Genomic DNA, 15,431 nt, shown 5'->3' with positions numbered 1-15,431 from the left:
TATACATTTGTGTTAGCATTCAGCTAAGATCGATTTTTACTCACATCCTCTTTCTCCCGTCGATAACATCCACCTCAACATTATTGGGCATCTTGGCCTCCATCCTGTACAAATCATTCAGCACAATCTTGACATCAGGAAACACGAAATACTCCGTCAGTTTCCCAATTCGGTAATTAAACGCTTTATAACGGTGTTTGAAGTAAAGCTCCACATTCCCCCGATGTTCCCACAATCCCAGCAAGCTGACGGTCACATCCGAGTAATGCGCTCTGACATCCCGCTGCACCTCGGCGATGCGTTCCTCGATCGTTCGAGTAGTAATTCCAATTTTATAGAAGCAGCTCTCGTCAGCTTTGACCTCCAGAAAGTAGAGCGAGTTCACCAGAATCCGACGAAGCTGTGCTCGATAAATCAGCAAGTCAGCCCGCCGTTCGTCCAAGCAGGATAACCCCGCAGCTTCAGCCACCGCTGTGGATTGCTCCAACTTAACTAACTCCGACACCAGCAGCGGTTCCTGGACTTGGTTGAACAGCGCCAGGGGAAGAGCGCCGACGGGGATTTTACCGAGGTTAGTGAATTGATAAGAGCCATCGCCCTCCGACTCTAGCAATCCTTTCAACTGCCACCGAAAGTTTACCAAGTCTTTGGGAATCGATCGCTTTTGGGCCCCGTACTCTTTCCACAGCACTTTCAACTGTTCCAATTCCTCACCCTTAAGCTGGATGTTGAAGCTGTCATAGAGGGGCAGCGAGGGGAAAGCTTTGGTTTTAATCCGCTGTGACACGGGCTTGCAAGTCTCTCCGGTGTGGGCGAAATGATGTTCTTTCACTGACCCTTTTTTCGCTGTGAGGGAGCCTCCGCAGTAGAGACAAGCAAGGTTAGTTTTTCCGCGCACAACCTCATCAATGCTCGTCAGTTCGCCACTGAGAGCAACGCCAAATTTTAGCCACATCGCCTGTCAATTCTCCTTTGAGCTGGTTTGTAGATGCACCCGCTCCACATGACCAACGATTCTAACAAATCCAGGGGTTAGGGCTTCTGCCTTGGGAAAGAAAGCTCTAGGCACTCGATGCTCTTGATGCGTGACTTGAATCCTTGCATCCTTGCATCCCAAATCTAAAATCTAAAATCTAAAATTGCTCGTCACCAATCGGGAATTTCTTCAGTCGCGTCGGATGGGGCTTGTGACAGTTGGTGAGGGAGCAACGGATTTTCTGGGGTTGGGGCAGCTAAATCAGGATATGTCGCTTTCCTGACGTAGGAAAGGGTAGAGAGTGCAGAGACGGCTCCCCTTACTTGGTCGGGCCGCACTTCTAAGTATTTCTGCAATTGTTCTAAGTTGCGGTGGCCGCTGATTTCTTGAATAATCCGCAATGGAATCCCCGCGTTGCTCATCTGAGTGAGTGCTGACCTTCTGAGGCTGTGGGTGGAAGCGCCGATGATGCCAACTCGTTCGCAGGCTTCTTGGAATAGATGAGAGGCGGCTTCCGGGTTCGCGTGCTTCCAGCGGTGGTTGAGGTGGCGGCTGGGGAACAGGTAGGGGTGTTCGGGATGTTTGTAGGTTTCTAACAGCAGCCTCAACTCTTGAATGATCGGGATAGTGCGGGTGCCGAGCTTGCCTTTGGTGTTGCCTTTACGGATAATCATTTCTGAGCGGATGACACCCGCCGGGGTGAAAACATCAATGACTTTCAAGCTGCACGCTTCGGCAATGCGGCAGGCGGTGTACAGACAAATCCCAAAGAGGGCGCGATCGCGATCGAAGAGCAAACCTTCGTTGAACAAGAGTTCGATTTCCTCTTGAGTGAATATCTTGGCCTGCCCGTGTCCCTCTATCTTCATGCTTGGTGTATACCGACCCGACACCACAGAGTTTGCCGCAAATACTGCATTACTGCATCCATAGACGGGGATTTCTTAACGTGGCAGCGAGGGGGTCAAGGAAATTAGAGGATCTCGCTCAGTCTCCCGCACCCTTGCAAAAGAGTTCATTTCAAATTGGCAAGCTGCTCATCCCATCGATATCCGTTAGAAGTCAAGCGATTTAATGAAATTAACTCGAAATAAACGTAGCTTTTATCCACAGAGTATACGGGCGGCAAACCTGATTAGGTCTAGTTTTTAGGCTTCTCTGTCACCCTCCCCGGTTGTACTCAAATTGAAGCAGGAAAAACTCATTTTTAACTCTGGTTGAATATATCGAGCGCTCCCGATATTAGGAAAGCGAGCAATTATTCAGCAAACCCTATTTAACTGGGTAATTACAAGCACAAAAAAGAATTAGGGATTTGATGTCACTTTATCAGGAGCGAGGATAAATAAACTTAGTTGGTACTTCCGATGTGCTGCCCAATCCCTACCATAGCTTGACGAGCCTGATTGATAGCATTAGAAAGAATCATCGCAGCTTGCTCAATCTCCAAAGATGTTGTAAATTTACCAACACCTATACGCAACGCTCCTTCTATCGCCGACTCTGGCAAACACATAGCTTGCAGGACATGAGAGGGAGCCTCGACGCCCGATGAGCAGGCTGCGCCAGTGGAGATAGCTAACTGAGAACGGACTCTGGCAATGATCGCAGTATTCGGAACGTCAGGAATAGAAATGTGGAGATTGCCAGCTAAACGACAAGAAATATCTCCATTAACAACTAGACCAGGAATTTTTTCCAGCAGCAAATTCTGCAAATTGTCCCTCAGAGCAGCGATCGCCCTCTCATCCTCGAACATTTCCAACTGACGCAGGCGACAAGCTTCTCCTAATCCAACAATACCAGGAACATTAAGAGTTCCAGACCTCAACCCCTTTTGATGTCCGCCACCAAAAAAAATTGGCTCTAGGTGATGTCCTTTCCTGACTACTAACGCTCCAGAACCTTTAGGCCCATAGAGTTTATGCGCCGATATAGCCAAGTAAGTAATTCCCCACTCTTCAAAATTAATTGGTATTTTTCCCACAGCTTGGGAAGCATCGCACAGAAAAGGAATACCGTATTTTTGAGCAACTTTTCCCACTTCTCGGAGCGGATAAATATTACCAATTTCGTTGTTAGCTGCCATAACGCACAGCAGGGACACCCCCGATACACAAATCTCTTCAAGATGCTCTAGGCAAAGCCTGCCTTTTGAGTCAACGCGGAGCACTAAAACCTCAGCTAATCCTTTTTTCTCTAAGGCATAACATGGATCTAAAACAGCTTTGTGTTCAACAGGCAATATAGCAACCCGAAATTTTGTTTGAGAACGGTTTTCAGCAGTTATGCTGCCTTGAATTGCCATGTGGATGCTTTGAGTAGCTCCCGAAGTGAAAATTACTTCTTTAGGTGAAGCTCGAACTAATTTAGCAATATGCCTTGCAGCCTGGGACACAGCTCTTTCCGCGTCCTCACCATAAGTATGGTCAATACTGCTGGGATTACCGAATGCTGTTGTCATGTAATGCAGCATCAAATTAGCAACCCGATTATCCACTGGAGTTGTTGAATGATAATCGAGATATATGGAATAAGTTTTAGTTTGTATATCTTTCACGCTTCTACTTTTTTTTTAGGATTTTCACGCTTGAGTAAGGGTTATAAAGAAAATTAAAGGGTACAATGATGCTTAAAAAGCTTAATCTGTTCTCCTAAGTTTTAGGTGATAATAAAAATGAAATTTCCTGTGCCGCGCGCCGGGAAGCTTGCGTGAGCGAGACGCTCACACTAGCGCTCCCACCACAAATCTAGGAGAGCCCCCTAATCTTAGACCAGTTTTTAGTGCAGAGTCTTTTTTTTGGCACACACGGCTACTTGCTGCGCTCAGTTCTTAAGAGAGTAAGTTAGCAGAGTAAGGATGTTGCAAAGCTGGCATCCGATCGCTGCTAAGCTATTTGGGTGGCAAAGCTGGATGGGGGCATCTTTGGTTAAAGCTACTAAGTAGCCACTATCTTTTAAAATAAAGTATTAAGTGCGTGGATGTAACCCTTGGCCAAGACAATAGGTTTTTACCAAAACTTCAACCTCGATCTGAAACGTCTCAGCACAGCTTTACAGTGCGTGCAGGCTGAGCCTGAACAGGGTCATGATGCCTTAGCTCAGTGTATGGGTGTTAATCGCCCCGTTGCCGAGGGTTTTTCGGCATGGCTACGTCATACGGGTTTGGCAACCCTTCACCCTGTCGAACAGGGACAGCGGAAACTAACCTACAAACTAACATCCTTTGGTCAGTTGGCTAGTACATACGATCCAACTCTGGGCGACTTGGGGACGCAGTGGGTACTGCATTATTACCTGTCTACCAAACACACTGAGTGTTCTGAGGCATGGCGCATTCTCATTAATGAATTCCTATCACCCGGTTTAAACTTCACTTCTGAGCAATTTAGTGCGTATTTTTCTAGTGTCATGGGTGAGGTCAAGAATCGTTCCGCTCTCAGCAAAGATCCTTCTTGTGCTCTCAGTACCTACATTCGTCCCCAAGGATTGAGCAAATTGGGGATTTTAATCAAGCAAAAAACCACCCTGAGCGTAGGCTCTCCCAATTGGCCGCACATCCTAGTGGTGGGTTATCTCTTGTGTGACTGGTGGCATCGCCACTACAATCATACTAATACCCTGCGTTTTGTGCAGTTGTGCAAAGAGGAAGGTAGTCTTGGGCATCTGTGTCAAGCCGATGACCGACAGATCCGGCAGTTCGTGAGCGAACTGGCGGGTCTTGGCTATTTAAGCTTTTCTGAAACGCAACACGAGCCAGTTAACCGACTGTATGTCGATTTACCGCAAACCTTGCTAGAACGTTACTACAAACAACAATGAACTTTGAAGCTCTGGTTCTGGCCCTTGAAGAGCGCATTCGCTTTGTCTGTGGAGAACAAGCTCGATACCGAGTTTTGTGGGTTGTCGGGAAGCCTCGTTCTGGCAAGACGTTGCTCAGCCGTACCGTCTGTCAGCGCACTAGCTGGAGATACATAGATTTCACCCTTGACCCTGGTTTTTTAGACAGTTTGACTGGACGCGAAGAAAGTTATCACCCCGAAGATTTTTTGGGAACTATAAAAAAGTTGATAGATAACAAAGTAGCAACTGAAATAGTCGCCATTGACGAGATCGAATCCTTGTTAAGTTTGTGGAATTGGGAACAGCAAGAGGTATTTTTTAAGCAGGTAGGACGTGCTACTCGTTTGCCGATAGGTGTCGTTTTAGTGACTAGAAACCGCACAACTCAAGAATTATTAAAAATAATACCTGGGATGAATCACATATTTGAGATGCCTGAAGAGGTGCAGCTATGACACGAAAAATGCGGGAGTTAGTCGAGGTTCAAGGTGGATTTAAACCCTCTGTACAACTACCTGGTGATTTTTTTGACGAGCAACTTAACCGCCACTTCGTTGAAAGCTACATTCCCACTCAAGAGATTGTTGATATCTTTATGAGTCTTCGGGATAGTCTGCAACCCAATTCGGAGCAACGCGCCCGTTCGTTTGTCGGTACTTATGGCACGGGAAAATCCGACCTGATGTTGATGATTGCTAACTATGTGACTCGTTCATCGGACGACCCTCTTTTAGCTCCTTTCTTTGAACGTTTGCGCCATCTCAATCATGCCCAAGCTGAAGCTATATACAAAGCTCGTCTGGGAAAACCGCCCTTTTTGCTGGTGCTGCTGCAAGCTGACACTGCTGTTACTTTCAGCAGTTTTGTATTGAGTGGCTTAGCTGATTCTCTTAAGGCTCAAAGTTTAGAAAATTTGTTAACAAATACTTATTATCAAGCTGCTTTGAAGCAGATAGAAGAATGGGAAGTGGGTTATCCTGAAACAATTAAGCAATTGTCAGAATTTTTGGAAAATAATTCTGGTCGCACCTTAAATCAACTAAAGTCAGACTTGAAAAGTTCGCGGGGTGATTCAGCTTTGCAGGTGTTTCGCCCTGCTGCACGGAAAGCTTCCGGTACGCCATTTCAGCCTACCGCTGTTATCGAAAGACCATCGGAAGCTTTTGCAGATGTAGCAAAAAAAGTTGTCGCAAACGGTGAGTATAGTGGCATTTTTGTCATCGCGGACGAGTTTACTCATTTGCTTCAGAAACTAGGGGAGTCATCAACGGCAGCCGATAGCAAGGGCATTGATAATTTAGCAGAAGCAGCCGTCCGTTCTGTGTCAAATCAACTTCATTTTTATGTGGTTAGTTTGCAAAGTTTTGCCAGCGCTCAGGGCAGTACCCAGGTGGCACAGGCGGCATTAGAACGCAGTGGGGGACGTTTTAGCCAACATGAACTGCGCTCTCTAAACACGGAAGAATTGATTAGTGCGTCTATTGCTAAACTCATATCTCCCGATCGTCTGTTCGACAATGCGGAGAAACAACGAGATGACTTACTCACACTAGCTATGAATTTATGGGGCAGTCGTGCTACTGGAAAAACCGACCGTGAATGGGTGCAAAAGACGATAGTTCAAGGGTGTTTCCCATTGCATCCTCTAGCCACTTATTGCTTGTCGCGATTGAATGCAGTCCTGGCACAAAACGAACGGACAATGTTTAGTTTTATCTGGGATGCAGAGCGGGGGTTAAACCATTTCATCCAAGAAGCAGATGGTGATGCTTCAAATGGTTGGATATCGTTATTATCGCTAGATAAGTTATTTGGATATTTTGAGAGCAACTTGACAGAAAAGCGTCCCGATCTACTAAAAGCGTATCAAGATGCCAGCCAAACTCTTTCAGCGCAACAAATAGAAACGGGTATAGAGGGGCGTTTACTGCGTGCATTGGTGATGTTAGATGTGGCTAGCGGCGATGCTAATTTGCGTGCCGATCGCGAATTACTACGCCACGCCCTCAGTTTATCTACTTCAAAAATGTCAGAAGTAGCTGCTGCACTTAGTCAACTAGAACAAGTTGGGATTGCTTATCCTTCGCAAAGCGGACATTACCAATTAGTTAAACCTGGGCGTGCAAATCCGCTAGAATTGCGGAGTCAGATTGACCGTAAGGCTCAAGGAGATAATAGGCAATCGCCTATTATCTTACTCAATAGTCTTCACAAGACTATTGATGTTGAGGCGCAAGATTACAACAAAGAGCGTAAAAGCGCTCGCCATCTCATTACCCGATTTGTTACCCCGGCGGAACTCTCAAGTTCAGCATCTTTAACCCAATCTCTACAAGAAAATGATGGCTTATTGTGGTATGTGGTTGCTGCCTCGGAGTCAGAGTTAGAGCAGGCACGTTCCACAGCTTTGCAATTAACCCGTCAGCATGACCAGTTGGTTGTAGCTGTACCCCGCAATCCTACTGATTTAATTGTACGATTCCAGCGCAAACGCGCTTTGGAAGAATTGCGAGAAAGTGAAAACTATAAAACTTCCGACTATCAGGAACTTCTCAGCGATTCTGGGTTAGTAGGAAAAGACTATCTTACAGCGTTTCAGCAGGCCTTGCAATTGTTTGAGCAACCTTCAAAGTTTGAGTGGTTTCGGGGCGCACGCACTGTAACAGTCAATACGCCCGGTCATCTCAACTCGCTGGCAACAACAGTTATGAGCGATGTCTTCTCGAAGACACCAACGCACAGACAGAGCCAGCACCTCAAATCCAATGGTAAGTCGAAAGTTTTAGAAAGTGCCCTTGATAAAATTTTACAAGCTCAATGCCAACTTCCTGATAAAAAAGGATCTAAAAAAACAGCAGAAGAGGCGATTCTTATAGATGGTGCTTGTGAATTAGGACTTCTTCATCATGTCAAAAAAGAAGGTGGATATGATACCTATGAAGTCTGCGTACCAACTCGTCTGAAAAAGAATAGCAATGAGATCTGGCTTTTGTTAGAGGAGCGATTGCGTCAAAATACTCCTTGGTCAGAGATAGTTGCTACGCTAGCCCGTCGCCCTTACGGGTTATATCCCTCAGTTTTACAACTGTTTATCGCAGCTTTCTATCGTTACAATCGAGACTATTTAGAAATTTACACTACAACAGCATCGGGCAGTAGCGGTAGTGCATTGGCACAACAACCTATTGATGCGATCGGTAAAACAATTGTAGAGATGGTCGAGTCACCCGCAAAGTTTGTGGTGCGTTACCAGCCTTTGACGGAGACTCAGCGTCTGTTTCTCCGGGGATTAGCGGAACGCGCTTTATATCCAGATCGGGGTCAGGTTCGTAACCAACCTGGGGAAACCGCTTCTTTCCGCAACCAAATTGCAGCACTACTCCGAAAATGGACAAACGACATTTGCCCTGTAGCCCGACAAGCTTCTGAGGTTGAACTAGCCAGCATCCTAAAAGATATTACCTCAGAGACTATTTCTGCATCCGTAGCACTAATGAAAGTAGCCTCTCTGCCTACTATTTCAGAAACGGCAGAGGCTTTACTCAATAGTCTGCCGATTGATTTAGGACTTCATTCTGATAGTTCGCAATGGACTGAGACAGAACTCGATGAAACTTTGACAATGCTAGAAAATACTTGCCAGCAATTGAGCAAAGTTGGGAAAAAATTTAAGGCTTACATGGCCTGGCAAATTAGTCAGGTTTTTGGGGTGACTGAGTGGCGAAATGATTGGAATGATACATTGACAGCAGCACAGAAATGGCGGGCTGAATTAGTGGGTGGATTAAGGCCTACCGATTTAGCAGGGAATCCAGCAGCCCGTGACCTTTTGTATGTCCTTGATGACCCCTATAGTTTTGAACAGGCTTTTTTAAATGCACTGGCATCTCGATGGGGACTGCTACCTTTTGACGAATGGCCGGCAATTAGTACCAGAGATGAATATCTGCAACGTCTGTCTGAAGCAAAAGCTACTGCGGAAGCAAAAGCAGAAGAGTTGAGAGGGTCATTACCAATAACTCCTACACCCTCTACAATTGCTACAAACTCGCCAGTTCACCCAACAAAAAGCCCTGCGAATTTAAAAAGCTCAAAAACTGCTACAAGTAGCCCTGCTTCTACAAAATCGGGCAGCCTAGCCAAAAGCTCTGCAACTGGCCCAACCACCACAGCTAGGGGTACAACCAACTATTCCACTACCACAAAAAAAACTCTAACTAGAGCATCTGAGTCTTCATCTATAGGTGATGCAAGTGTTGTCAAAGAACTCAATAATGGTGCTGATACTAATGGTGCGGTAGATCGAGCATTTACCCAAATCCAGACAATTTTTGAAAGTATTTCTCCGCAAGAACAGGATGCTTTGTGGCAGCGATTGAAGGAGAAGTACGATCCGCAATGATTACTATTTACTGTGATTTTTACTGCACGCAGCCGATTGAAACAGATAACTACACTTGGGTTGTCAACAAAATTCAAGATTATATTCCTTTAAGACAGCGTTTGCGTCGCGCCCTAGACGCTCAAGATCGGGATTACACTGTTTATGTACAGTCTCGCATTCTAGCTCAGTGGCTAGAGGATATGCGTGACTATGATTTGCAGGTGGTGCGTTGGGAAGAGATCGATTTGCGAGATCGCTTTCGACAAAAGTTTGACTTTTCATTCCCTGCTGAACTAGACGAAGCTGCTATTCAAGATTTGCAGCTACTCAATCTACCAAAGCCTGATTTTGCAGCGGCAACTGACCCCTCTGGCTGGATTATAGGTCAACTCATCGATCCGATTTGGAGAACCACGAATTTATATCAAGGTCATTTAGCCGATTTATCAGTATGGGCTGTACAGAAAGGGCAAATTCCAGTGTCATTAATGACACTGGCAAAAGCCAGATTAAATCAATGGATAGAGGCTGATAATCGCTATAATATTTTTCTTGAATGTATGGGGCAAGATAGCTGGCAACAGGCTGGGGAGGCAGTTCTTCTGCGTTGGGCTTTAAAAGCTTATCCGAGCAGTTTTACTCTTCGTCAGAAATTTGAATGTGCCTCAATAGAAGACTGCGATAGCCATCTTAACTTATGCCGGGATTTGTTAAGGAAATATGAAGCAGATTTAAAGTGCTTCTGGAGTTCGTGGCTTGCAAGAAACCAGACTCCAGAAGCGATGATAGTAGCTGTTAAATGGATGTCTGGACTAGCTGATGTTGAACTAAGTATTGTCGAGCAATGGGCACAACAAAATATAAGCCTGCTAACTCTTCCAATTATTGACCTCATTAGGCATCGATTTTCTCTCTTTTCAGAAGCTAGGAATGTGTTAAGACGACTGGAATCCCTTGTTTGTCCGTCTTTGCCTCAGATACCGGATGAGAGTTGGTCTACCGAGGAATGGCTTAATTGGGCGACGGTTGAATATATGCCATACTTTAGTTGGGTAATTCGCAACCGTCAACCCCGTGACCCTCAAATTGATTTAGCTAATCGTTTTGCGGATTGGCTGGTCGGGAAATATCCTGAATTACCATTTAATCCCAATGCTTCAATTGTCACGAATCAGCTAAGCAGAATTCAAGGATTAATTGACTCCAAGCAAGCAGATGTTGTATTGTGGTTTATTGTTGATGGTTTGACTTGGTGGCAAGGCAAAAGACTTTCGGCTATTTGTGCGGAGAATAGTATGGGAGTCACAGGAATACATCCAACCTTGTCAGGATTGCCTTCAGTGACATCTATTTCTAAGCGAGCTATCGTGCAGGGATATTTTGACAAAACGAACACAAACAAGCCGATTTCACAGCTTTTGAAAACTAGGCTTGGTTGTGAAAAAGTGAGTGTTTTTGTGTACACCCAACCATCAGATATGGAAATGGCATTCGTAGCAGATGCCAAACCAGGTATCTATGCTTTACTTTACAATGCCCTCGATGAGCAAAACCACCACAGCAGCAGTTTCACTGATGATGAGAGTGTTGACGGTCATCTAAACTTGATAGCACGTTTAGCTAATCAAAGTTTTCAGCAATGTCTCAAGCAAGGTTTAAAAGCCGTAGCTTTTGTGATTAGCGATCACGGTAGTACGCTTTTACCACCTCAATGCTCTGTCAAAAAAGTTCCTAAATTTGCTTTTGAATTTAATGATGATAACAGCCATGAAAGCACTACGCAAAGCATTTATCAAGGAACACGCTGTTGTGCTATTGATAAAACCCTATCAGCCGATGACCTGCGCTATCTTGAGCAGGATTGGTATTATCTCTCAAAAGACGCATACAATCTGCCTTACGATTTTCTCATTCCAAAAAGTTACGTCGCAGTAGAACGCAGACCCGGCGGCTGGACGCACGGTGGCGCAACTCCTGAAGAGACAGTTGTGGCTTGCATTGAATTACAGCCGACACCCATTCAGGTCATACAACCTATTATCAACGTGGAGGGATACTTGACAGCAACTCAGGCGAGTATCCTGCGGGTGACGCTGGTAAATTCTAACTCAGTTCCCTTGAAAACAGTTAGACTAACATTGGCAGGCACTCAAGCAACCTGGAATACAATACCAGCAGATTCAGATTCTTCTATTGCAGAACTCAAGATTTCAGCAGTAAATAGTAAAGGTCGTTCTGAACTCCTAGAGTGGTTACTTAATTGCGAGATCGGGGGGCAAAGTTTGCAATTCAGCGGTCAAATAGAAGTGTCTATTAAGCGTTTCCAAGTTAGCCAAGTAGATGAGTTATTCGACAATATTTGATAATAGTTTAGAAACTAAATTATTGGCTTATATTTATTAGTTTTTTTTGGGAGTAACAATGACACTGACATTTGAAGATATCGGACTCCACTACTACAGCGAAGTATGTGTAAATAAAAGCTTGGTACGCAAAGCTGGGCTGGGCTTACGCAGTATTCCTGCGTATGTCACTGAGTGGATTGTATCCCGCCATGTTTCAGACGGTAATCTAGATGACTCAGCCCGTCAGCAGATGCAGGATTTTATTAACAAACATCTGCCATCGAAAGACCAAAAAGAGCGCCTAAAATCCCAATTACAGCAAGGGAATTCACTTTTAATTCTGGATGAGTACAGTGTCGAAGTTAACTTGCAAACTAACGATTTAATTTTAAAAATACCTTGCTTAGATGAAAAAAAGGCTGGAGTTACATCTCACATTATTGAAACCTATCCGCTGTTGTTGGGAAGCGGTGTTTGGGGTGTAGGAAAACTAGAATATCAGCCGCCTGATGAAGTTATGCGCCTGCCGGGTCGAATTCACATGGTTGATTTTCGTCCGATGCAAACTGCTACTATTGATTTAGAGCTTTTTTGCGAGCAGCGCAAGCATTTTACTTTGAATGAGTGGCGGGATTTGCTAGTAAGTAGTATGGGTTACAATCCTAATTTTTATTCGCCTGAACAGCAAATGCTATTGATTACGCGCTTGATTCCTATTGTTCAAGAGCGTGTCAATTTAATTGAGTTAGCTCCGAAGGGTACTGGCAAATCTTTTGTCTACCTAAATCTATCGCGTTATGTGCGTTTAATATCAGGGGGTAAAGTTACGGCAGCGGTGTTATTTCACAATAATGCTACTAATCAATCAGGCCTGTTGACACAATTTAATGTAGTGGTTTTTGACGAGGCGCAAACGCTTTCTTTTGATAATCCTGGTGAGATTATTGGTGTGCTTAAAGATTATTTAGAATCGGGACGTTTTTCACGGGGAGGTAAGCAGCAATCTTCTGCTACGGCAGGTATTGTTATGTTGGCTAATATTCCATTAGATGCTGATGGACAGCCCAAGTTCAGCAATCTTTTTTTGAATTTGCCTGATTTTTTGCGGGAGACTGCTTTTATCGATCGCATTCACGGTATCCTACCGGGTTGGAAGTTGCCCAGAATTCAAGACACAGCAATTTCTAATCATATTGGATTTAAGGCGGATTTTTTAGGGGAAGTTCTTCACGGTCTGCGCGACCGGGCCGGTTATACTGAATATGTGACGACTTATGGGCAAATTTTGGGAACAAAAGATGTGCGCGATCGTAATGCCATTGAGCGATTAGCTGCTGGTTATCTTAAGCTTTTATTCCCCGACTTGCAGTTAAGTCACGATGAGTTAGTGGAATTTTGTTTACGGCCAGCGGCTTCTCTGCGGCAAACGGTCCGCGATCAACTTGCTGAATTAGATCCTGAGTATAAGCGAATTATGATAGAAGTAGCGTAATTCAACTGACACTCCTCTTTGTCTGATATTTATTTACAATTAAGTCAGCCAAGCATGGAGACGCTCCCAAAGAATGTCACAGATACGCTCAGTTCTCTTGTCTACAAAAGACTTATCCCATCGCCCTGTTGCTCCTAGTTGAACAATAGGCAAAATGTGATGTTTGTGGGATGTATTTTTTAACAACTCAATTGTGTTTTTTTTCAAATGCACTCCATTTTTTTCGGCTTCCTGCTTTAAAGCGATCAAATTATTAGGATCTGTTTCCGCTAAATGCCGATAGTAAATCCATTTTTCTATCAACCGTTTATTGCCTGCTGAACTATTAATTTCTCCAGGAAGTAGGGTTAGGTTGCCAATTTGCTCATAGTCATCATTGTTTCCATATAGAGCAGTGTCCCAATCATTTCCTGATAATAGTTCTGGTTTTTGAGGTGCTACGTGTTCAATACTCTTGAAATCGCTAGAGATCCATTGATTCGGTTCTAAATATGATGGAGATGAGCCAGATGTGCCAATTTTCATCAGACCTGGATGTGTTGGATCTGAAATTGTGTCGTGTGCTGTGACAAAGAGTGCAAATCTGCAAACTGTTTTTGCATTATCGTATTTTAGATACTGTGTTGCCTTATTCTTCCAGTCATTTTGATTCCCTATTCCTTTATCGTTAAGGATGTTCCTGAAGTAGGCCTTGAGATTAGTGACCGTCAGCGCCGTATTACCTTTTTCCCATGACATTTGCTCGCGAAGCAACTTTCTATATACGTCATCAAGACCTGTGTTCGGCAACGCTGACCGCCAAAGCGTGAAGAAAGCTGCAACAGCTTTACAAGCATAAACGAACTCGTTATCTGCATTAGGCTCTTCGCGTATAACAAGAGCGTAGAAGCGACTCACGATTGCGTTTGCCATTTTGTGTCCTGCATCCTTAAGGTACAAGATACAGAGGGCTGCCTGTTTTCTATGTGGCTCGGATACTTTCTCTGTTTTAGGTATAGCAGCAAGTTGATGCGGCTCGAAATTGACTGCTTTCACTAAATATGTAGCGAGGTCGCCCATCCTGCGGATGAACTCTTCTCGCTCTGCCATAGATTTACATCCGTTGTACCTTTCAGTTAACCATTTTCTCTGTGCGCTAAACTGGGTAGGTAGTTTTGTGCCATCATGTGTCAAGGCAAATAGGGTGAGATAGTCGTTTGTAAGCTTATTTTTACTGGAAGCGCTGCGGGCAGAACTTAGCAGTTCGTCCACTTGCTCGAAATAATCTTCAGATTTTGAGTCTTTGAAGGCTGCACTATTTGAGCTAACAAAATTGACCACTAATGGCTTGAAGGTTTCAAGTGCCGTTAGGGGTGTTCCTGTAGCATTGAGTGATTGAAACATATCAAACGCCCAATCCTCTGAAACTGGCTCATTCAATGTAAAACAGGAGCGTTGAAGCAGGTAATGACAAAAGGCAAAAAGCTGTACGAGAGAACATACTTGCTTTTCAAGAGTAGAGATAGGGTTACTACGATGCTCAACTATAGATATCAATTCTGGTCGTTCGTAGCTCCATAAGTCTACTTGAGACATTTTGGTTAGTATTTCCCAAGCGGGAGGAAATTCTTCATCCTCTGAATCTGGTTCGTAGGCTTTTTCGATATCTTTCAGCCATGAGTTCATTTTCCTGATGTTTTTTGCGAATGAGGAACCTGTTGGCGGAAGCTGTGGGAATCCTGATTTCTCTGTAATAGCGCGGATAAAAGATGCTAGAAAATACGAAACTTGAGATTTGTAGTTGTTTTTGTCATCTCCCTCAAAAGTCCATCCATCGACTGCGCCACGAATGATTATTGGCTTTCGATGGGGTGAACCTCGTCGCAGGTCAACCGAAAAGATTTCCCAAAGAGTTGCTAAATAGCTATCAATGGCTTCCTTTAAACCATCAGTATTGCTATCGTTAGGCAATTTCTCACGGATTTGTTCTAATCGTTGGTAAAGCAGACAAGCTAGCAAAGTAATTGTTGATATTCTCTGTTGCCCATCAATTACGTTGTAAATTGTAGGTGGTAATGCTTTCCGATCTTGGGGATTAATATTAACAAAAGGATTAGATTCTTTAACAATAATAACTGTTCCGAGAAAATGTATATTCTTGTCATTGCTGAGAAGAACATCAACTCCACGGCAGATATCAGACATTAACTGATCGATATTTTCTGTATCCCAGCTATAGGGTCGCTGATACAAGGGAATATAGTATCCAACTCCTGGACGCTGAAAGAAATCAGATATCGTTTCGCTTGAAGTGATAAAAGCCTGGGATATATCGACGCTCATGTTTGCTTCCTCTAGAAATTTAATCCGTGTCCTTGATAATTCTTAAGATAATTTACAAATTAGTTGTTA

At 44.1% G+C, this 15,431-nt stretch carries 9 protein-coding genes; 5 read left to right on the top strand and 4 right to left on the bottom strand.

The genetic code is table 11. The annotated features are described in order from the left end of the window. Nucleotides 1-40: 40 nt before the first annotated feature. From QUB16_RS03360 to QUB16_RS03350, 3 genes are all read right to left on the bottom strand, one after another. On the bottom strand, nt 41-955 hold the full coding sequence (locus QUB16_RS03360; RefSeq protein WP_333314013.1) for a GIY-YIG nuclease family protein: 915 nt from the start codon (nt 953-955) through the stop codon (nt 41-43). Between the two features lie 191 nt (nt 956-1,146). Beyond that, nucleotides 1,147-1,845, bottom strand: a complete 699-nt coding sequence (locus QUB16_RS03355) for a tyrosine-type recombinase/integrase (protein ID WP_333314011.1) — start codon at nt 1,843-1,845, stop codon at nt 1,147-1,149. A 482-nt stretch (nt 1,846-2,327) separates the two neighbouring features. Further along, nucleotides 2,328-3,536 carry a cysteine desulfurase family protein gene (locus QUB16_RS03350; protein WP_333314009.1) on the bottom strand — a complete coding sequence of 403 codons (1,209 nt, stop codon included), beginning with the start codon at nt 3,534-3,536 and terminating at the stop codon, nt 2,328-2,330. 431 nt (nt 3,537-3,967) lie between these two features. On the opposite strand from QUB16_RS03350, the gene QUB16_RS03345 reads away from it, so the two are divergent. From QUB16_RS03345 to brxL, 5 genes are read left to right on the top strand one after another with little or no spacing between them, the layout of a single operon-like run. Further along, on the top strand, nt 3,968-4,798 hold the full coding sequence (locus QUB16_RS03345; protein ID WP_333314008.1) for a DUF4007 family protein: 831 nt from the start codon (nt 3,968-3,970) through the stop codon (nt 4,796-4,798). After that, nucleotides 4,795-5,274, top strand: a complete 480-nt coding sequence (locus QUB16_RS03340) for a hypothetical protein (RefSeq protein ID WP_333314007.1) — start codon at nt 4,795-4,797, stop codon at nt 5,272-5,274. Before QUB16_RS03345 ends, QUB16_RS03340 begins: the two co-directional genes overlap by 4 nt. Next, the gene (locus tag QUB16_RS03335) at nt 5,271-9,221 is read left to right on the top strand and encodes a hypothetical protein (protein ID WP_333314006.1); all 3,951 of its coding nucleotides are present in this window, start codon (nt 5,271-5,273) and stop codon (nt 9,219-9,221) included. Before QUB16_RS03340 ends, QUB16_RS03335 begins: the two co-directional genes overlap by 4 nt. Then, nucleotides 9,185-11,566, top strand: a complete 2,382-nt coding sequence (locus QUB16_RS03330; RefSeq protein ID WP_333314005.1) for a hypothetical protein — start codon at nt 9,185-9,187, stop codon at nt 11,564-11,566. Before QUB16_RS03335 ends, QUB16_RS03330 begins: the two co-directional genes overlap by 37 nt. 58 nt (nt 11,567-11,624) lie before the next feature. Next, nucleotides 11,625-13,040, top strand: a complete 1,416-nt coding sequence (brxL, locus tag QUB16_RS03325) for a BREX system Lon protease-like protein BrxL (RefSeq protein WP_333314004.1) — start codon at nt 11,625-11,627, stop codon at nt 13,038-13,040. 39 nt (nt 13,041-13,079) lie between these two features. Here brxL and QUB16_RS03320 read toward each other — a convergent pair whose 3' ends face one another. Continuing rightward, a complete protein-coding gene (locus QUB16_RS03320; RefSeq protein ID WP_333314003.1) occupies nt 13,080-15,362 on the bottom strand; it encodes a DUF262 domain-containing HNH endonuclease family protein in 2,283 nt (760 codons plus the stop codon). Nucleotides 15,363-15,431: the final 69 nt, after the last annotated feature.

Origin of the sequence: Microcoleus sp. D3_18a_C4 (assembly GCF_036702415.1) — a bacterium.
GTDB lineage: Bacteria > Cyanobacteriota > Cyanobacteriia > Cyanobacteriales > Microcoleaceae > Microcoleus.
The sequence above is the reverse complement of the archived record's forward strand: the minus strand, read 5'-3'. Positions and strand labels throughout refer to the sequence as shown.